This window comes from Paraglaciecola marina (assembly GCF_004360155.1).
GTDB classification, from domain to species: Bacteria; Pseudomonadota; Gammaproteobacteria; order Enterobacterales; family Alteromonadaceae; genus Paraglaciecola; species Paraglaciecola marina.
Genome location: NZ_ML178720.1, coordinates 434,023 through 452,354 on the forward strand (window position 1 = coordinate 434,023; position 18,332 = coordinate 452,354).

The window sequence follows — 18,332 nt, forward strand, 5'->3', positions numbered from 1 at the left end:
CATTAACTTTTGCGCGACAAGTAATTCTACTTCTTTACTAGCCCAGGGCGGTGAAAGAGTGTGCACACATGCTGATACACTTATCCCAGTAAATATAATTAACAATTTGCGCGAAATGAAAGAAATACTTTTTAGCATGCGTTTTCCTGCATTCACTTTTACGAACTTAATAAAAGAAGCCAATGTATTAGCCTTTAACGATTTTAATAATTCATTTTAAAAACAAATTAAAATGTAATCTTACATTCAACAATATAAAAAAGCCCCACAACGTTGTTACATTGCAGGGCTAAATTAAGTAGTACTAAGTTTTAGAAACTAAATGCCGCTGTTAGTTGCACTCGACGTGGATTTTCATGACTACGGTATACACCTAATTCCGAATCGCTGTAACGCGGTTGTGGGTTGTATCCAGTTTGTTTATCAAACAAATTGAATACGTCTATGCGAAGTTGAAAACCGTACCTACTTGCAAAATCAAAATTCTGTGTGTAGTTCAAATCTAACTGCCAATGGCTCGGCGTTTCGCGGCTACCTCGAGGCTCCAAATAAAAGGTGCTAGCCCATTGATGGGCCCAATTGTGGCCTGACTGCCAGTAAGCCAAGTAACCAAGCGATGCATTCCAAGAGAAATCGTAGGCACCGTAACTTTTAAATTGCCAAGTACGATTTGCTCGCAAATTACCATTGGTGTAACTCCCCCATAATTGTCCATACCAACTATCAGCAATATTCGAAGACCCAATAAATGATCCTTGGTCATTGTTGAAACGAGTGGTGCCGTCTTGGTCAAAATTACCATAATAATGACTCCAGACTATTGAAGAAGTAGAAAAGAAGTTTTCAGACTTGTAGTCGACTTCCATGCTTGCTTCTAGATACTTTGTATAAGCACCATCAAGCTGAGCAATTACGTATGTACCTTCATCAACTAGGTTATTAACCGGTATATAAAGCTCTTTCGGCTCTGGCGAGTCAAATCTACATTCGGCCGCATCAGCAACTAAATCAGGATACAAATCCGCAAAACTAGCTACACGGTCTTGATAACTGGCGCAATCATACACAATTCGAGAATTATTATTGGTATCCTCCCAGAAGTTCCATGTGCGACGATAGCGAAGGTGGTTACGTATCGTCCAATTATCTTTCCAAGCTGTTTGGTGACCTATAATAAACTCTTGTACTGTTCTTGGATTTAGGCCAGCAGCAAAGAGCTTACCTGTAGAAGACACATTGGTTTCAGAGTCAAGAAAACTACCGTTTTCATCAAAGTAAACCCTTGTAGTACTACCGCCTGTATTACGATCCCAAGAAGCTGCACGAGCAAGTGAGCTTACCCCTGGGTTATACCGTGCAAAGCTTACAAATGCTGAAGCGTCAGGGCTGTAATCCCAAGTTGCTGTTAAGCGCGGTTGAAAGGTTTCACTAAAGCCAATTTTTTTCATCACATAAGTGTTACCACGCGCTTCTTCCCAGCCCGAGCTTGTGTCAGCTTTACGTAATCCTTGACCAACAATTTCATCCTGGCTAAGCAAAAAACCTAGATCAAACGTAAAATCTTCCCAATATATAGTGTCGTTCACTGCAATGTTTATTGATTTAGATGCTGAAACAAGTGGGCCTGTTAATCCGCCTGCATCAAATCCACGGGTTTGCACCGTTGCTCTGTAAGCAGTACCTACAGGAATAGGGTCACCAGTGGGGGCCACAATACCGCCATCATCAATGTCCAAACCACCCCAATACTCAATTGATCCCCACCCATTAGAAACACGAAACAGCTCTTCTGAGCCTTCTTCTTGTTGAATACCAAAATGAAGTTCATGTGACGTATTACCAATGTCCATAACGTGGTCCAAAGACATTTCGATAGTTTCACCCAAATAAGCGTTATCGTTTATGGTTGCCGCTGCACCTACACTACCAAGTGCTTCACCGTTGATACCATATTGGGTGATTAACGGAGTTGCGCCAGCATTGTAAGCATCTATTAGTGCTTGCTCGCTAGCGTCAGCACCGGTTCTGATTTCAAGGTCAGGTACGGTAAAGTAACCTTGTGATGCTAAATCGGTAAGGTCTAATGAGTCACCTGATTGGCCTCTAAAACCTAAATCTGTAATTGGGAACGAGCCTGACGACTGTTTAGTGTCTGCGTAAGACATATTAAACGTAGTTGAATCATTTATGATCCAAGAGCCATCAATTACTAATACTTCAAATTCATTCACACCGTCAGTAGCCGTAGACGCCGCATTATTTTCGTATATTTCTTGGTTAGTTTCAGTCACTTCAGAACTACGGTAACTTGCATTAATCAACACATCATCAATTGGCGTCCAAGTAAATTTACCGAAGTACTCCTCTCGCTCATTGGTAATGTCAGGTAGAGCCCCGCGAGCGTTTGTGCCACTTCCCTTAGAGTCATCACGGGTGTAATACGAGCCGTAAAAATAGAGCTGCTCTTCAATAATAGGGCCTCCAACACCTACTGTGATATAGGCTATGTCGTCCTCTGTACTTAAACCATCTTCGTCGTCAGCTTGCCATGAGCCTTTTTGTAGGCGGTACGTTAGATCGCCTTTCCACTCATCGGTTCCTGATTTACTTTCCGTATTCAAAGTTACGCCAGCATTTCGATTAAAGCCGACAGCTCGCGCACCACCACGCTCAACAGATACGTGTGCAATGTCATGGGTTGACGGAGATGACGCTAGAATACCAAACAAAGGAACAGACAGGTTCGCGCCATCCATTTTGTAGCCGTTATCCTGACCACTTGCACCAGCACTTGGACCACGTACACTGTCAGAAGTTACTTGAACGCCAGGCATTAAACGAAGTAATGAGCTGTATTCAACAGCCGTAGGTAGCACATCTAAAGCGTCGGAATTAAGAGAATTACCTAATGATGCATTGGTTGAAGTCGTTAACGCTTGACCATAAACAGCAATTTTTTCTAAATCAGAATCTCCTATTTGAATATTCAGCGATGTTTTACCATCAAGATTGACAGCGACAGTAACACTTTTAGTTTCACCACTAGGTGCAGTAAACTTCACATCATAACTGCCGGGTGGGAGTAATTGCAGGCGATAATTTCCATTCTCTTTAGATACCGAAGAACGGGGTTTAGGCAAAACATCGCCTTTGGCTTCAATTGCAACATTCTCAAGTGGCGTACCGTCAGGTCCAGAGACCTTGCCGACAATTTCCCCCACTTGCTGTGCAGATACATTCATTGCAAATAAAAACATTGCAAAAAATACTATGATAGATGAGCTCCAGTTACGCTTTTGCTCACCGAGTGGTGATTTGCGAACAGTCTTATGTAACCACCCTTTTAGAAAGTTTTTGTGTTGTGTTGACATGTGTTTCACCTGTTTTTTAAATTATTTATTTAAGTGACCTTGCTACAGAAATCCCGACACCAACTCTTATGTTGTGGCTGTTACTTAAGGAAAACTGGTTGTTATTTAACAAACATTAACCAAGCAGGTCAAGAATAATTTTTTCCAATTATTACAATATATATAAATAATTTATCTTTGTGCAGACTTAAAATACAATTTATAGAAAAATTTCGTGGGAAACTTTTTAACTCAGGGTTAACTACTAATTAAATAGCCAATGAAGATAAGTATTAGCAAAAGGTTAATGATCTAATTAAAGATTTATATATAAAATCGTTTATTATTAGTCCCAAAATATGTGTAGAATAATTATTCCAATATTTACAGCGACACAATAATTTTTTATTCTTAAGGCGAGGTTTGTTATGCAGTTCGGTGTTCATCATCATTCGTATAGTGAAAAAAAATCACCACTATCGCATAGCAAGTGGCTAATAGTGCCTTTAACACTGCTTATTGTGAGCTGTACATCTTTACCCCTTTCCCACATGCAATCAAAAAATTACAGCCAAAGAATCAAATTTTTGGTGATGCATTACACAGCCATAGATTACCAAGAATCTGTCACGGCTTTAGTTGAAGAAGGTGGCTTGAGCGCTCATTACCTTATTCCAGAAAGTAACGACCCTAGCTATCAAGATAAAGAATTAAGAGTCATTCAATTAGTCGATGAATCAGGCCGGGCATGGCATGCAGGGCGAAGTTACTGGCAAGGTAGAAAAGACTTAAATGACCAATCTTTAGGCATTGAAATAGTGAATGTGCCCGAATGTATGCGTGACACGTCTGTTTCCAATACACAAAAACGAGAAAACGATACTAGCCGCCTTTGTGTTTTCCCCGATTACGATTCTAAGCAAATTGATTTATTAATCACTTTGTCAAAAGATATTTTAGCTCGAAACCCAGATATATCGCCTACTGCTGTGGTGGGCCATTCTGATATCTCCCCTACTCGTAAAAACGACCCAGGCCCTCGATTCCCTTGGTATCAACTCTATCAAAACGGTATAGGTGCTTGGTACGACAATGATACCCTCAAAAAATATTGGGAAATGTTTAATGCCTCTCCGGCCAGCATAGGCTTAATACAACACGCCTTAAATGTGTATGGATATGGCATAGTCGAAACTGGCTTTACCGATGGTGCAACTTTAGATACCTTATCTGCTTTTCAAATGCACTTTTTACCTTGGTCAGTAAACGGCAAGCTCGATAGCAAAACCTCAGCCGCGTTATTTGCGTTAATAGATAAGTATTTTCCAAAACATATTGAAGCCTTACTTGAGCGCTACGAACAAGAAAAACAACCCAAACAGCCCCCAAAAAGTTTAGGCTATTACCAAGTAAATGAGGTATTCCCCAACACTGAACGTAGCACTCGCGAGTGGGTAAACGATCGCACAATATTTAAAAGTTACCTCAATAAAGGCCAGATCATCATTGATAATATTGATGCAACAAGTGCTGATATTTACGTTAACGGTGAAAAACTCAATATAGAAACCCACTTAAAACCCTATCAAAGCTACCATTACTCTTTGGCCAAACGCACTAAGAATGGTGAGAATACCCTGAGGATTGAAAATGTGTTGCCAGAAGGTAGCAGTATTAAAGTGATGATCCCCTACCCTGAATTAAACCTCGAAAAAACAGTCAATAGCGATAAGTTTGCCAAAGTAGATGAGCTTATCAATAACGATATAGAAGCAGGGTTTCCCGGAGCTGTATTGCTTGTATTGAAAGATGGTAAAGTCATTAAGAGAAGCGCTTATGGCTATGCCCGCAAATTTGCTGATGGAGGTGAAAAACTCACTCATCCTATCAATATGCAAACTACCCAACTTTTTGACTTAGCCTCAAATACCAAAATGTTTGCTACTAACTTTGCACTAATGAAGTTAGTGTCTGAAGGTAAAATTGATGTCACCCGCCCAATCAATGACTACTTACCTGAATATCAAGGACAAGGGCGTGAAAGCCGGTTAGTACGGGATTTATTGACACATTCAGCAGGCTACTCTCCGCAAGTTCGCTTTTTCACTAAAGATAATGAATTAGGGCCCCAGTTTTTCTCTCAAAATAAACAACAAACTGAGCACTTACTATTATCTCGCGTGCCCTTTGAAACGGGTCGAAAAGCTAAAACTGTATATAGCGATACAGATTACATGCTGTTAAGTACCTTGATTGAACGTGTTACTCAAGAGCCTTTAGATTTATATGTAGAGCAACAGATTTATCACCCTCTAGGCCTAGACAACACCCTATTTAACCCCCTACAAAAAGGCTTTACTAAAAACCAGTTTGCCGCCACAGAAATAATGGGGAATACCCGCGGTGGCACAGTAGACTTCGATAATGTTCGTACTTATGTATTACAGGGTGAAGTTCATGATGAAAAAGCGTTTCATTCCTTTGGTGGTGTTACTGGGCACGCAGGCCTGTTTTCAACAGTTGATGACCTAGCCGTCTTAACACAAACCCTTTTGAACGGAGGCGGTTACGGGAAAACCAAAGTATTTGCACAAGGCGTACTCGACCAATTTATAAAACCAGAAGAAGGTGAAGCTAGCTATGGCTTAGGTTGGCGCAGAGCAGCTCATGGTAAACGAAAATGGCATTTTGGTCCCTATGCGAGCGCCTCTGCTTACGGCCATACTGGCTGGACAGGTACAGTCACTGTGATAGATCCTGAATATGACCTAGCCGTAATTTTACTTACTAATGCGCGCCATAGTGAAATAGTAGAACGAGAAGAAGACAAAGGCCCAGAGTTTAACGGAAAACTGTTTGAAACGGGTAAATACGGCAGTATTGTAAGCTTGGTTTATGAAGCCGTGTTAGATAATGAGTAAGGTCAAACCTATGCCAAAGTTAACACTGAAGTATTTACTACCTTGTCTTTTATTAAGTGGAATGAGCTTGATTACATATGCCGAACCAGTGCCGTTAGACCATAAAAAAATACAACAAATCATGGCACAGCTGCAGATACCGGGCGCTGCCTTAGGAATAGTTCAAAGCGGTAAAGTAATTGCCGCACAAGGGTTTGGTGTTAAAGCTATCGGCAAAGATGCCCCCATCGACGCCAATAGTATTTTCAAGATAGCCTCTAATACCAAAGCCTTTACCACTGCGGCCCTTGCTATATTAGTGGACGAAGGAAAAATCAGCTGGAATGGTAAAGTACAAGATTATTTACCTGACTTTACGCTCCACGACCCTTGGGTAACCAAAGAATTTAACCTAATTGACTTATTAACCCACCGCAGTGGTTTAGGACTAGGAACTGGCGATTTAATGTTGTGGCCAGAGCCTTCTAGTTTTACCCGAGCAGAGGTTTTACATAATTTACGATACTTAAAACCCACAGGTGAATTTAGAGCTGACTATGCCTACGACAACCTACTTTACATAGTTGCCAGTGAAATTATTCCCGCAGTTACAGGTATGAGTTGGGAAGCCTTTGTCGAGAAACGGATCATGCAACCACTTGCCATGGAACACTGTTTTGCTGGTAACGTTAGTTCACAAAAATTAAGCCATGTAGCAACACCACATGGCATAGTTGATGGCAAGCTACAAACTATTATCCGCCCGATAGACCCAGAAAAACCTAGCGTATCGGCCCCCGCGGGCGGTATACAGTGCAGCCTAAATGACATGCTAACTTGGGTTCAAGTACAACTTAACCAAGGTAAAACAGCTACAGGCAAGTCGTTGTTTTCAGAAGCTCAGCATAAAATGATGTGGACACCACACACCATTATGCCGGTATCGTGGCGCAGTAAACATTTTGATAATACTCACCTAAGTGCCTATGGGTTAGGGTGGCGAATCAATGACATGAATGGCTATTTACAAGTCCATCACACCGGCAGCTTAGCTGGTATGTATTCTTTTGTGAGCTTGTTTCCAGAGTTGGATTTAGGCTTTGTTGTATTAACTAATCAGCAATCAAGTGCCGCTCGTAGCGCCTTAATGTACACGATTATGAAACCATACTTGGGTGATAAACAAACTGATTGGCTATCCAAGTTTAGCCCTTCGAATAAGGCTGCAGCAAAACAACACGCGAATAAGCCAGAAAAAAGTGATGTAACAATAGACCTGAATCACGCTGATGCCAAAGCTTATATTGGAACTTATGAAGATCCTTGGCTAGGGCGCTTTGTTATTGAACTAAGTGATAATAGCGAAAACGCATTCTTAAAAATTAAAGCCTTACGAATAGAAAAATTTGTCGGTAAGTTGTATCAAATAAAAAATTCAAATCGGGTGCTGATACGCTGGGACGATCGAAGCTTAGAAGCAGACGCCATTATTGATTTTAACCGTAACAAGCTAGGCAGTATTATCGGTATGACCCTTGCGCCAGCGTCAAAAGACGTGGATTTTAGTTATGATTTTCAGGATTTAAATTTTACTAAACTCTAATGACTACAGTACGAATAAATCACATGATAGCCTTAACCAAAAATATAATATTGGGATCACACTCCGATGAATAACAAACACCCCCTTTATGTAGGAATTGATGGTGGGGGGACTAAGTGTAGCGCTCACCTATTCAATGCCAAGCGGGAGGTTTTAGGCAAGGGAGTGAGTGGCTCAGCTAATGCGGCCAGAAACTTATCACAAACCTTAGATTCTATTTTAAAGTCGGTTCATATGGCACTTTTAGATGCCAAGCTGAGTATTGAGGTAATTCCTAAGCTAAATGTGGCAGCGGGTTTAGCCGGTGCAACCGTACCTAGTGTGAGAGATAAATTACTTACTTGGCAGCACCCTTTTGCTAAATTTAAAGTAGACAGTGACTTAGCCACCTGCAGTTACGGTGCACACGGCGGCGAAGATGGCGCATTGTTAATAATAGGGACAGGTTCATCCGCCGCGCGGTTACAATCTGGAGTGCTAACCCAATTTGGAGGGCATGGTTTTCTGTTAGGCGACAAAGGTAGCGGAGCTTGGTTAGGGCACTCAGCCGTATCTGCAACACTTGATGCGCTAGATGGCATAACTAAGCTTAGTGACTTACACAATACAGTTTTAAGCAAGCTGGAAGTCAATTCAGCGGCCGATCTTGCACAAAAAATGATGGGAGCTACGCCCAGCCAATTTGCGGCTTTAGCACCAGAGGTTATTAAGTTGGAATCAACGGATGAGCAAGCCGCCAAGCTCATTCAAGAAGCAAGTATTTACCTTGAAAAACTCTGTCAAAGCACCCTAGAGAGGACAAAACTGCCATTAGTACTTATGGGAGGTTTAGCGCCATTTTTTAAAACTAAATTTAGCCCCGCTTTACAAAATGTTGTCGTTAGCCCTAAGGCTGGCCCAGAAAAAGGCGCATTATTTTTACTAGAGCGTACTGATTAAGATAACGCAAAACTTAAACGAGTCATAATTATGTTAAACAACAGCAAACAAAAAAATAAAAAGCCTATATCACTAGAGAAAGGCTTAGGCCTGATTATTCTTTTGTTTACGTTAAGCGCATTTAGCAGCTTAGCCGTAAGTAGCAATGTACCAGATATCACAAGCAAGCAATTAAACGCTGAATATTGGCAAAAAAAATTAGAAAGTAACGAGGTTATGGCGATGAAAAGCGAAGAAATAAGCGCATTCAATCAAGAGTTGTTTGCAAGCAACCCACACATTGTTGACCCTTTAACTAGCCCAAGTAAGTTAAGTAAAGCCGAACTAATCGAAAAAATAGAAAGCATAAGCCGCATCCCCAGCAGTCCACGTTTTTATGCCAATGGATCTCAGCTTTCTAAACATAACTTCGAAAGCTACACTGCAAATCTAAATATTGAAGGTGTTGCAGCAAAAAACACGGTTAAATTTGGTTTAGTCAGCAAACGCTCTGCATTACGCACCTTTCCAACATTAGATAAAGTGTTTAACAAAGCTATGGATTTAGATTTAGACCGCTTTCAAGAAACAGCGGTATTCCCTGGGGAAGCCGTAGCTATTTTACATAGCAGTAAAGATGGCAATTGGCTGTTAGTACAGAACTACAACTACTTAGCTTGGGTACAACAAAATGACATAGCCATTGGTGATAAAGAGCAAATTGAAGACTACCTAGCCAGAAAAGATTTTCTCATGATCACTGGTTCAAAAGTACTAACCAGCTATGTACCTAACGAAGTTGCCGTATCTGAGTTACAACTAGACATGGGAGTTAAATTACCGCTTCTTAGTGCCGCAGAGCAACAAGATGAATTATATGGTCAAAGTACATCGGGCAGCTATCAGGTAAAGCTTCCCACCCGTAATCAAGATGGCAGTCTTAGTATTCAAACTGCATTAATTGGCCGTACCCAAGACGTAAATCAGGGATACCTAGACTACACACCGCAAAAAGTTATCGAACAAGGGTTTAAATTTTTGGGAGAGCGCTACGGCTGGGGCCACGACTATAATGGTAGAGACTGCACCGGTTTCGTAGGCGAAATATACAAGACCTTTGGAATATTGATGCCTCGTAACTCTGGACAACAAGGTAAAGGCACATATGGCACAAACTTTCGTTTTGATAAAAATGCCACAACAGTTACAAAATTAAATGTAATCAACAAAATGCAAATAGGTGACCTTATTTATATTCCCGGCCACGTTATGATGTATTTAGGTGAAGAAGAAGGCAAACCGACTGTTATACATGACGTAAAAGGCTTAGCTTATTGGACGCCAGAAGGTGAGTTCTATCAAGGCTCGTTAAATGCGGTTTCGGTTACCCCCTTAATTAAGTTACATTTAAACGAAACTACATCTTATGTAGATCGAATCTACAACATTAAACGCCTTACTCTCAACAGTGTTGAAGGACTTTAAATACCTATGAAGATCACAGCTATACGCTTTGCAAAATTAGAAGTACCTCTGATAACTCCTTTTAAAACTGCTATGCGTACTGTGCAGAACATTACAGATTTAGTGATTATTATTGAAACAGATAAAGGGATATTAGGTTACGGCTCAGCACCCGCAACACCTGTTATTACAGGTGATACTCACGGCTCTATAAGTTATGCCATAAGTACGGTAATTGGGCCGCAGATTATCGGTATGGATATTGAAGATTTGAATGGTATTTGCCATAAAATTCAACATGCCCTTGTAGCCAACAGCAGCGCCAAAGCTGGGTTAGAAATCGCTATTTATGATCTATGGGCAAAACGTTTTGATGCACCACTGTACAAAATGTTAGGAGGCGGTAAGCCGCATTTAAAGACAGATGTAACCATTAGTGTTGACCATATCGATAAGATGTTAGCCGACGTTAATCTTGCCATAAAACAAGGCTTTGACATTCTAAAGATAAAAATTGGTACGGATATCGAAAATGATATTTCACGAATACACGAAATTTATCAAGATGTAGCCAAACGGGCCATTATTAGATTAGACGTTAACCAAGGTTGGACCGCTAAACAAACGGTTTACGCCATTCAGAAACTAGAAAACATGGGCGTCGAACTTGAGCTAATAGAGCAGCCAGTTAAGAGTAATGATATCGCTGGTCTTGCCTATATTAGTGAACGGGTCACCACGCCCATAATGGCAGACGAAAGCGCGTTCTCACCGCAACAAGTTTTAGAGTTAATCCGTAGTGGTGCGGCTGACATTATTAATATTAAGCTAATGAAATGTTCAGGGCTAAGCCAAGCCATTAAAATTGCCGATATAGCTGAGCTACATGATATCCCCTGCATGATCGGTTGTATGCTAGAGGGTAGTATTAGTGTGGCTGCGGCAGCTCACTTAGCATCAGCAAAAGCATCGAGTATTTCACTGATAGACTTAGACGGCCCAGTATTGGGACAATACGACCCCGTTGTGGGTGGCGTGGACTTTAGTTTATCAAAGGTAGAATTGGGTCAAGGCTCTGGCCTTGGTATCGAAAGCATAAAAGACTTACAGGAGCTAACTTGGCCATTTTAACATCACGCAACTTTTTAACGGGCACACTTATGGCATTAACAGCGTTATTGAATGCTTGTGCATCAAATTCAGAGCGAGCACAACCATTACTACAAAGCTTAGAGACTAAGCAGCTAGTGGTGGTAGTGTCAGACGATTGGGATGCCACCACTGCAAGCCTGCAAAAGTTTGAATGGCAAGACGGAAAGTGGCAAGCAGTAGACTCTGCCTACCCAGTCAATTTAGGCCGTAAAGGGTTAGCTTGGGGGTTAGGGTTACACCCAGCTCAACAAGGCTATTACAAAGTAGAAGGTGACGGTAAAGCCACAGCAGGTATTTTTGATTTGAGCAGCACTTTTGGTTATTTACCGGAAGCTCAAACCCAAATGCCTTATCAAGCTATGTCAGGTAATCATTACTGTATGGACGTAAATAGCTCCCCTCTTTATAACCAAATAGTTGATGTGGCCAAAGTGGGTAAAGCGGCTGTCGATGGCTCTACAGAGCCCATGCGCCGAGACATTCACAAAGAAGGGCAAACTATCTATAAAAAAGGAATTGTACTCGACCACAACCCCAACAACATTAGCACTAAAGGGAGCTGTATCTTTTTACATCTATGGTTTGGGCCAGATGTGCCTACAGCTGGCTGTACATCAATGGAAGAGCCACAAATGGATAAGTTATTGGCATGGCTAGACCCACAGAAAAATCCTCGTTATTTGGCCTTACCAAAAGCAGAGTATGAGAAAAAACAACAAAATTGGGGCCTGCCAGCTCTCTAACGAGCCAAATCTAAGCGTCGCTCTTTTTCCAATTGAGCGACCTTTAGGTTCATAAAAAATCGACTAATTGATAGTCACTCCAACTCAATAGAGCTCAATCAGTATCACTGATACAACGTTTTACTAATCAAAGGAGTATCCAAAGTTCTGAATATCTTTTGCATACAGCTTGTTGACATGCTCAAGTAACTCATCATCAAAATATTCACGGTAGTCCTTTTTAACCCGCTTTTTATCACCACTGAATAAATGTCTTAGCTTTCTCAATGCTGCTCTTCTTGGGCTATATGAGGAGTTTTTATGGGGTAAACTTGCCCCTGGTAAACCTAACTTTTCACAGACTACAGCAAAATCCTCTGCTAAGTTTTCAAAACGACCAATGAAGTCCACATTCTGATTACCTTGAGCATCAAATAAAAAGTCAGACTGAGGGATAATATGGCGATAAGCATCACTAAAAGAGTCTTCTTCCGGAAGGCAATTTAGAACAAATTCTTTTAGTGACATGCGACTATCTATTTTTTTATGAAGATATTCAGACACTAGACGCTGCCAAGGGTTACGTACAAAGCCAAAAGTAAAATAATCTTGATAAGTCTGTAAATCCATATGTCCGCAGGTTACATACTCATCACTACACATATGAGCTAGCCTTTGTGGGCCTTTTGAAGGGTCAGAATTTTTAGTCAGTAGTAACTCTTCACAATATTTATCTTGAAGATCATGTTTCTCTTTAAAAAACTGCTCAATGCTTTGTCCTGCGGTTTTGGGTACATGCACAAATACACATTTAAATTTGTGGGAAATCATACTAATTATTGACCTTAATATTTCTGTTGGAGGACAGTTTACACATCACCAGAGCTTTGAATTGTACATCAAATCCTTGTCGCCATAACACGTAAAAACAATGCAATATGCTACTTATGCAAAATGCTAACTATAAGCCACAAAAATAAAGTTTAGGTAGCAATGATGCTTTCATTTGAGTTAGCCTTACATCAAATAAAGTTAAAATACTCACTATGCATAGCAAAGCAATTTATCCAGGTACCTTTGACCCTGTTACAAATGGTCACGCAGACTTAATTGTTAGGGCATCAAAAATGTTCACCGACGTAATCGTAGGTGTTGCCTTTAACCCAAATAAAAAGCCTTTATTCTCATTAGACGAACGTGTGGATTTAATTAAGCACGTTACCGCTGATCTAGACAACGTGACAGTTATAGGGTTCAAAGGCTTATTAGCTGATTTTGCTGAAAACCAAGGAGCAACTGTGTTGATCCGTGGCTTACGAGCAGTTTCTGATTTTGAATACGAGTTTCAGCTCGCCAATATGAATCGACGACTCAATCCAAATTTAGAAAGTGTATTTATGACACCTGCAGAAGAAAACTCATTTATTTCCTCTACTTTAGTAAAAGAAGTAGCTTTGCACCGAGGTCGGGTTAACGAGTTTTGTCACCCTGCGGTGATTGACGCTTTACAGCATAAGTTGCATGGAACTAATCAATAAGTAACTTCTGTTGCTAACGCTGACAAGTGCCACAATAAAACGTATTTCGCTGACCAATATTCACAGATTTGATTGGCGTTTTACAAACATCACAACCTTCTCCAGCACGGCCGTATACCAATAATTGCTGAGCAAAATATCCTGGGCTTCCGTCAGCTTGGGCAAAATCTTTTAATGTGGTACCACCTTGTTCAATAGCACTAGCTAATACTTTTTTAATGATTTCAGCAAGTTGTAAATAACGTTTTTTGGTGACTTTAGCAGCAGATTTTCTAGGATCAATTCCAGCAATAAAAAGTGACTCATTGGCGTAGATATTCCCAACGCCAACCACAACTTTATTATCCATAATAAACTTTTTCACTGCTACAGATTTACCCCGCGACATTTCAAACAGCCTGTCGCCATTAAAATTATCAGTTAAAGGCTCTGGCCCTAAAGATGTCAATAAACTTAACTCTGCCTCATTGGTGCCCTGCCATAGACACGAACCAAATCGCCTTGTGTCATTAAAACGTAAGCATTTACCATTTTTCATTACTATATCTAAGTGATCATGCTTTTTAATTTCAGTGTCACTATCCACCACACAAAGCTTACCTGACATACCGAGATGTAAAACAATACTGCCGGCGCTAGTATTCAATAGCAAATATTTTGCCCGCCTATGAATCGAAGTTATCACAAGACCTTCTGCCTGATGTACTTCATTAGGAATAGGCCAACGTAATTGACGCTGACGTACTACTATGCTTTCTATAGTTTGATTTACAAGATGAGGGCTTATCCCCAAACGGCTGACTTCAACTTCTGGTAATTCAGGCATGCTTTACTCTGTAGGGATTAAGGTTTGATAATTAACATTTACTAATTGGTAGGTTTGCTGGCCTATTTTGACTAGGGTTTTATCCGCTAACGTTAAGAATAGATATTCTGTAGGTTCTGCTTGCCCAATAAACCACACTGTGACTTTATATTGAGAGTCTTTCCTTTGAAGATTTTCCTCAAATGGACTCACCTCTGCTGACTGCCACAAATCTATTAGCCCCTTTAGATCTTTTGAAACACTTAGGTCTGACTCAACTCGCCACCCTTGACCGACACGTTCAACTTTTGCATTGGAAAACTCTATAGTGCTGATCAATAAGCCCTGCGGCACTAAGGTAGATAATGCCGGAGCATGGCTGTCATCATTTAAAAAGTTACTACTCAAATTAAAGAGCATGATTAAAGCTAACATACTGACGATAATGACATTATTCCAAGCGCGCTGAGACAACTTAACCATAAATAGAGACGTAAAAAGAAAACAGGAGAGAATTATGCCACAACAGACTCGGCTAACTTAGTAGTAAACGCAAAAAACCCGACATAAGCCGGGTTTTTCTGGAGACAAAACCAAAGGATTTATTTGATTTTAGCTTCCTTGAACAAAACGTGCTGACGAACTTTAGGATCAAACTTTTTGATCTCCATTTTGCCAGGCATATTACGTTTGTTTTTATCAGTAGTGTAGTAGTAACCAGTACCAGCAGTAGACACTAACTTAATTTTATCACGCATAATCTGATTCCTTAAACTTTAACACCGTCAGCACGCATATCGGCCAACACGGTATCAATACCTTTTTTATCAATAATACGCATACCTTTAGCAGATAAACGTAGTTTCACGAAACGGTTTTCACTTTCAACCCAAAAACGGTGAGAATGAAGGTTTGGCAAAAAACGACGACGAGTCGAATTTTTAGCGTGAGAACGGTTGTTTCCTACCGCTGGACGCTTGCCAGTAACTTGACATACTTTGGCCATGGCCTTTGTCTCCAAACAATCTAAAAAATTTAGGTTTAACCAGTCATTTATATATATGACGATTAACGCTATTAACAAGAGGGCGCATTTTATACAGTAAAGCTAACGGGAGTTCAAGAATAATGTGCAGAAAAAGCGCTAATTCGACCTTTCAGGCCTACAATCAATCAAATTAAGCCTCTTTGGGCAAAAGACACAGCCTCTCCATCACCTATTACAAAGTGATCTAGTACTTTAATATCCATCAAATTAAAGGCCTTAACTATGGTTCCAGTTATGTGTTTATCTGCTTGGCTAGGCTCTGCGATGCCTGATGGGTGGTTATGGGCTAAAATTACAGCCGCTGCATTATCTTTCAGCGCTTGTTGTACTAATACTCTTGGATAAACACTTGCGCTATCGATAGTGCCATAAAACATAGGTCTAAATTTAATTAGTCTATATTGGCTGTCTAGCATTAACACAGCAAACACCTCATGGGGTTGGTCTCTGAGCTTACTGATCAAATATTTTTGAGTGTGCTCGACTGAATTGCATACATCTAATTTTTCAAGTTTTTCAGCCATATAACGCTGGCTCATTTCTAGGCATGCTTGCAACTGAACATACTTAGCCTGCCCTAACCCCTTAGCTTCACAAAACTCTTGTTCAGACGCGCTAAATAATTTCCTTAAACTACCAAACTCATTTAATAAATTACGGGCCAAATCTACAGCGCTATAACCGCTTATGCCTGTCCGTAAAAAAATAGCAAGTAACTCGGAGTCATTTAAAGAGCCAGCTCCTGCTGCTAAAAGTTTTTCTCTAGGTCTTTCTTGTTCTGGCCAATCTGTAATTTTCATGCGTCCATGCTCATAAATTTGTAACTAAATAGACAGCTATTTAATTGATAGGTTAAAACCTTAAAATAAGCCTAGCAAATGAAGACTATTCCAGCCAATAATGTCAATATTAGTCAAAAAAGAGCAATACAAACACACAATGCATTTTGAAAACACACACATTTTATTAGGCGTGACAGGTGGTATCGCCGCATACAAAACACCAGACTTAGTACGTAAACTGACTGCCAAAGGAGCCACAGTTCGAGTGGTACTTACAGACTCTGCTAAAGAATTTGTTAGCCCATTAGCACTGCAAGCGGTATCTGGACATCCTGTTTCAAATGACTTATTAGACAAAGATGCTGAAGCTGCCATGGGTCATATAGAGCTAGCAAAATGGGCTGATAAGCTCTTAATCGCACCCGCCACAGCGAATTTTATAGCTAAGCTTACCCATGGCCTTGCTGATGACCTATTGTCAACGCTATGCCTTGCTACAGACGCTCCAATATATATTGCGCCAGCAATGAACCAACAAATGTGGCATGCAAAAGCGACTCAAGCAAACTTAACAACATTATCTCAGCGGGATGTTACCTTTTTCGGCCCAGCTCAAGGAGAGCAAGCTTGTGGGGATGTTGGACCTGGCCGAATGTTAGAGCCGCAAGATTTAGCTGATTTATTATTGCCACAAAAAAGCCCCTTGTTGTTAAAAGGGCAAAAGGTAACAATTACCGCAGGCCCTACCCGAGAAGAAATTGATCCTGTTCGTTACATTAGCAATCACAGCTCTGGAAAGATGGGATATGCCCTAGCAAGAGCTGCGAAGGAATTAGGCGCAGACGTCACCTTAGTTAGTGGCCCTGTAACCTTGCCTCCTCCAGCAGATATAAATACAGTAAAAGTCAACAGTGCAAAACAAATGTTAGATGCCGTTATGAGCACCATAAAAGACTGTAATATATTTATTGCTTGTGCCGCGGTTGCTGACTACAGAGTGCAACAAAAAGTTGACCAAAAGATTAAAAAGTCAGATGATGAGTTAACGCTTACTTTCGTTAAAAACCCCGACATTTTGAAAGAGGTAGCACATTTAAGTTCACCTCCTTTCACTGTGGGTTTTGCAGCAGAAACTCAAAATCTGAAAGAATATGCGTTGGGGAAATTACAACGTAAGAAGTTGAATATGATTGCTGCTAATGATGTATCAGATAGCAAAATCGGGTTTAACAGTGAGCAAAATGCACTGACAGTTTTTTGGCCAAAAGGTGAATTAAAATTAGAAGTTGCCGATAAACAATTATTAGCTAAAAAGCTTATGCTGTTAGTTGAACAAAGATACACTGAACAAAAATAGACCACGCCACAGTCTTTTAGGAACCAAAATGCCAGCTACAAAACGCCCAAACCGCCGAGCACAAATACTCCAAGCTCTTGCCAGCATGCTTCAGACCAACCCAGGCCAACGTATTACGACGGCAAAATTGGCTGCACATGTAGGCGTATCAGAAGCTGCTTTATATAGGCATTTTCCAAGTAAAGCGAGAATGTTTGAAGGCCTGATTGAGTTTATAGAAGAAACTCTTTTTTCCCGCATTAATAAGATAATTAATGAAGAAAAAGACACAGCCACTCGTTGCCAACTAATATTGCATCTTATTTTAGGATTTGCTGAAAAAAACCCTGGGATAACACGGATTTTAAACGGTGATGCTTTAATGGGTGAGCAAGACAGGTTACGTGAACGCATTGCTCAGCTTTATGAACGTTTAGAAACCCAACTAAAACAAGTACTTAGAGAGCGTAAGCTAAGAGAAGGTAAAACATTACCAGCAGAAGAAAGCATTATTGCTAACATGTTGATTTGCTTTGCAGATGGTAAAATTAACCAATTTATTCGTAGTGAATTTACAAGACGCCCTACTGAAGGTTTTACTGAGCAATGGCTGTTTATTAACAAGCAATTTTTTGGTTAACCCTGCTTATAAATTAAGTAATAAAGGGTAACAATGTCCCGTCCTAGAATAAGTTGACGGTTTTTAAGCCAGCA

General features: G+C 40.4%; 16 protein-coding genes. 9 read left to right on the forward strand and 7 right to left on the reverse strand.

The features are described 5' to 3' along the window. Positions 1-311: 311 nt before the first annotated feature. On the reverse strand, positions 312-3,371 hold the full coding sequence (locus tag EOK74_RS01935; protein ID WP_133468209.1) for a TonB-dependent receptor: 3,060 nt from the start codon (positions 3,369-3,371) through the stop codon (positions 312-314). A gap of 407 nt (positions 3,372-3,778) precedes the next feature. Between EOK74_RS01935 and pbp4b the strand changes: the two genes are divergently transcribed. The 6 genes from pbp4b to EOK74_RS01965 all read left to right on the forward strand — a co-directional run bounded on the left by pbp4b (position 3,779) and on the right by EOK74_RS01965 (position 12,130). After that, positions 3,779-6,271, forward strand: coding sequence for a penicillin binding protein PBP4B (gene pbp4b, locus EOK74_RS01940; protein ID WP_133468210.1), 2,493 nt, complete (start codon positions 3,779-3,781; stop codon positions 6,269-6,271). A 10-nt stretch (positions 6,272-6,281) separates the two neighbouring features. After that, entirely contained in the window at positions 6,282-7,853 is a 1,572-nt protein-coding gene (locus EOK74_RS01945) for a serine hydrolase (RefSeq protein ID WP_133468211.1), read from the forward strand. A 66-nt stretch (positions 7,854-7,919) separates the two neighbouring features. Next, positions 7,920-8,792 (forward strand): glucosamine kinase nucleotide-binding domain-containing protein, encoded by an 873-nt coding sequence (locus tag EOK74_RS01950; protein ID WP_133468212.1) that lies wholly within the window; start codon positions 7,920-7,922, stop codon positions 8,790-8,792. 30 nt (positions 8,793-8,822) lie between these two features. After that, positions 8,823-10,256, forward strand: coding sequence for a C40 family peptidase (locus tag EOK74_RS01955; protein ID WP_133468213.1), 1,434 nt, complete (start codon positions 8,823-8,825; stop codon positions 10,254-10,256). A 6-nt stretch (positions 10,257-10,262) separates the two neighbouring features. Next, positions 10,263-11,366, forward strand: a complete 1,104-nt coding sequence (locus tag EOK74_RS01960) for a dipeptide epimerase (RefSeq protein ID WP_133468214.1) — start codon at positions 10,263-10,265, stop codon at positions 11,364-11,366. Next, positions 11,354-12,130: a L,D-transpeptidase family protein gene (locus EOK74_RS01965; protein ID WP_133468215.1), complete on the forward strand. Its 777-nt coding sequence runs from the start codon at positions 11,354-11,356 to the stop codon at positions 12,128-12,130. The genes EOK74_RS01960 and EOK74_RS01965 overlap by 13 nt, the downstream gene beginning before the upstream one ends. A gap of 123 nt (positions 12,131-12,253) precedes the next feature. On the opposite strand, the gene EOK74_RS01970 is transcribed toward EOK74_RS01965, so the two are convergent. Beyond that, positions 12,254-12,940 (reverse strand): sulfotransferase family protein, encoded by a 687-nt coding sequence (locus tag EOK74_RS01970; RefSeq protein WP_133468216.1) that lies wholly within the window; start codon positions 12,938-12,940, stop codon positions 12,254-12,256. A gap of 215 nt (positions 12,941-13,155) precedes the next feature. On the opposite strand from EOK74_RS01970, the gene coaD reads away from it, so the two are divergent. Next, the gene (gene coaD, locus EOK74_RS01975) at positions 13,156-13,647 is read left to right on the forward strand and encodes a pantetheine-phosphate adenylyltransferase (protein ID WP_133468217.1); all 492 of its coding nucleotides are present in this window, start codon (positions 13,156-13,158) and stop codon (positions 13,645-13,647) included. Positions 13,648-13,660: 13 nt separating this feature from the next. Here coaD and mutM read toward each other — a convergent pair whose 3' ends face one another. From mutM to radC, 5 genes are all read right to left on the reverse strand, one after another. After that, on the reverse strand, positions 13,661-14,473 hold the full coding sequence (mutM, locus tag EOK74_RS01980; RefSeq protein WP_133468218.1) for a bifunctional DNA-formamidopyrimidine glycosylase/DNA-(apurinic or apyrimidinic site) lyase: 813 nt from the start codon (positions 14,471-14,473) through the stop codon (positions 13,661-13,663). Positions 14,474-14,476: 3 nt separating this feature from the next. Continuing rightward, positions 14,477-14,935, reverse strand: coding sequence for a hypothetical protein (locus EOK74_RS01985; RefSeq protein WP_133468219.1), 459 nt, complete (start codon positions 14,933-14,935; stop codon positions 14,477-14,479). 119 nt (positions 14,936-15,054) lie between these two features. After that, positions 15,055-15,210 (reverse strand): 50S ribosomal protein L33, encoded by a 156-nt coding sequence (rpmG, locus tag EOK74_RS01990; protein WP_133468220.1) that lies wholly within the window; start codon positions 15,208-15,210, stop codon positions 15,055-15,057. Positions 15,211-15,221: 11 nt separating this feature from the next. Then, the gene (gene rpmB / locus EOK74_RS01995; RefSeq protein WP_133468221.1) at positions 15,222-15,458 is read right to left on the reverse strand and encodes a 50S ribosomal protein L28; all 237 of its coding nucleotides are present in this window, start codon (positions 15,456-15,458) and stop codon (positions 15,222-15,224) included. Between the two features lie 167 nt (positions 15,459-15,625). Then, entirely contained in the window at positions 15,626-16,300 is a 675-nt protein-coding gene (radC, locus tag EOK74_RS02000) for a RadC family protein (protein ID WP_133468222.1), read from the reverse strand. A gap of 139 nt (positions 16,301-16,439) precedes the next feature. Here radC and coaBC point away from each other — a divergent pair, with 139 nt between their 5' ends. Both coaBC and slmA read left to right on the forward strand, forming a co-directional pair. Further along, positions 16,440-17,639, forward strand: coding sequence for a bifunctional phosphopantothenoylcysteine decarboxylase/phosphopantothenate--cysteine ligase CoaBC (coaBC, locus tag EOK74_RS02005; RefSeq protein WP_133468244.1), 1,200 nt, complete (start codon positions 16,440-16,442; stop codon positions 17,637-17,639). Positions 17,640-17,667: 28 nt separating this feature from the next. Next, positions 17,668-18,258: a nucleoid occlusion factor SlmA gene (gene slmA, locus EOK74_RS02010; RefSeq protein ID WP_133468223.1), complete on the forward strand. Its 591-nt coding sequence runs from the start codon at positions 17,668-17,670 to the stop codon at positions 18,256-18,258. Positions 18,259-18,332 lie beyond the last annotated feature (74 nt).

Coding starts and splice junctions, on each gene's coding strand:
- EOK74_RS01955 (WP_133468213.1), top strand. CDS start 8,823: ATGTTAAACAACAGCAAACAAAAAAATAAAAAGCCTATATCACTAGAG.
- EOK74_RS01945 (WP_133468211.1), top strand. CDS start 6,282: ATGCCAAAGTTAACACTGAAGTATTTACTACCTTGTCTTTTATTAAGT.
- slmA (WP_133468223.1), top strand. CDS start 17,668: ATGCCAGCTACAAAACGCCCAAACCGCCGAGCACAAATACTCCAAGCT.
- EOK74_RS01985 (WP_133468219.1), bottom strand. CDS start 14,935: ATGGTTAAGTTGTCTCAGCGCGCTTGGAATAATGTCATTATCGTCAGT.
- coaBC (WP_133468244.1), top strand. CDS start 16,440: ATGCATTTTGAAAACACACACATTTTATTAGGCGTGACAGGTGGTATC.
- EOK74_RS01970 (WP_133468216.1), bottom strand. CDS start 12,940: ATGATTTCCCACAAATTTAAATGTGTATTTGTGCATGTACCCAAAACC.
- pbp4b (WP_133468210.1), top strand. CDS start 3,779: ATGCAGTTCGGTGTTCATCATCATTCGTATAGTGAAAAAAAATCACCA.
- radC (WP_133468222.1), bottom strand. CDS start 16,300: ATGAAAATTACAGATTGGCCAGAACAAGAAAGACCTAGAGAAAAACTT.
- mutM (WP_133468218.1), bottom strand. CDS start 14,473: ATGCCTGAATTACCAGAAGTTGAAGTCAGCCGTTTGGGGATAAGCCCT.
- EOK74_RS01950 (WP_133468212.1), top strand. CDS start 7,920: ATGAATAACAAACACCCCCTTTATGTAGGAATTGATGGTGGGGGGACT.
- EOK74_RS01960 (WP_133468214.1), top strand. CDS start 10,263: ATGAAGATCACAGCTATACGCTTTGCAAAATTAGAAGTACCTCTGATA.
- EOK74_RS01935 (WP_133468209.1), bottom strand. CDS start 3,371: ATGTCAACACAACACAAAAACTTTCTAAAAGGGTGGTTACATAAGACT.
- rpmB (WP_133468221.1), bottom strand. CDS start 15,458: ATGGCCAAAGTATGTCAAGTTACTGGCAAGCGTCCAGCGGTAGGAAAC.
- coaD (WP_133468217.1), top strand. CDS start 13,156: ATGCATAGCAAAGCAATTTATCCAGGTACCTTTGACCCTGTTACAAAT.
- rpmG (WP_133468220.1), bottom strand. CDS start 15,210: ATGCGTGATAAAATTAAGTTAGTGTCTACTGCTGGTACTGGTTACTAC.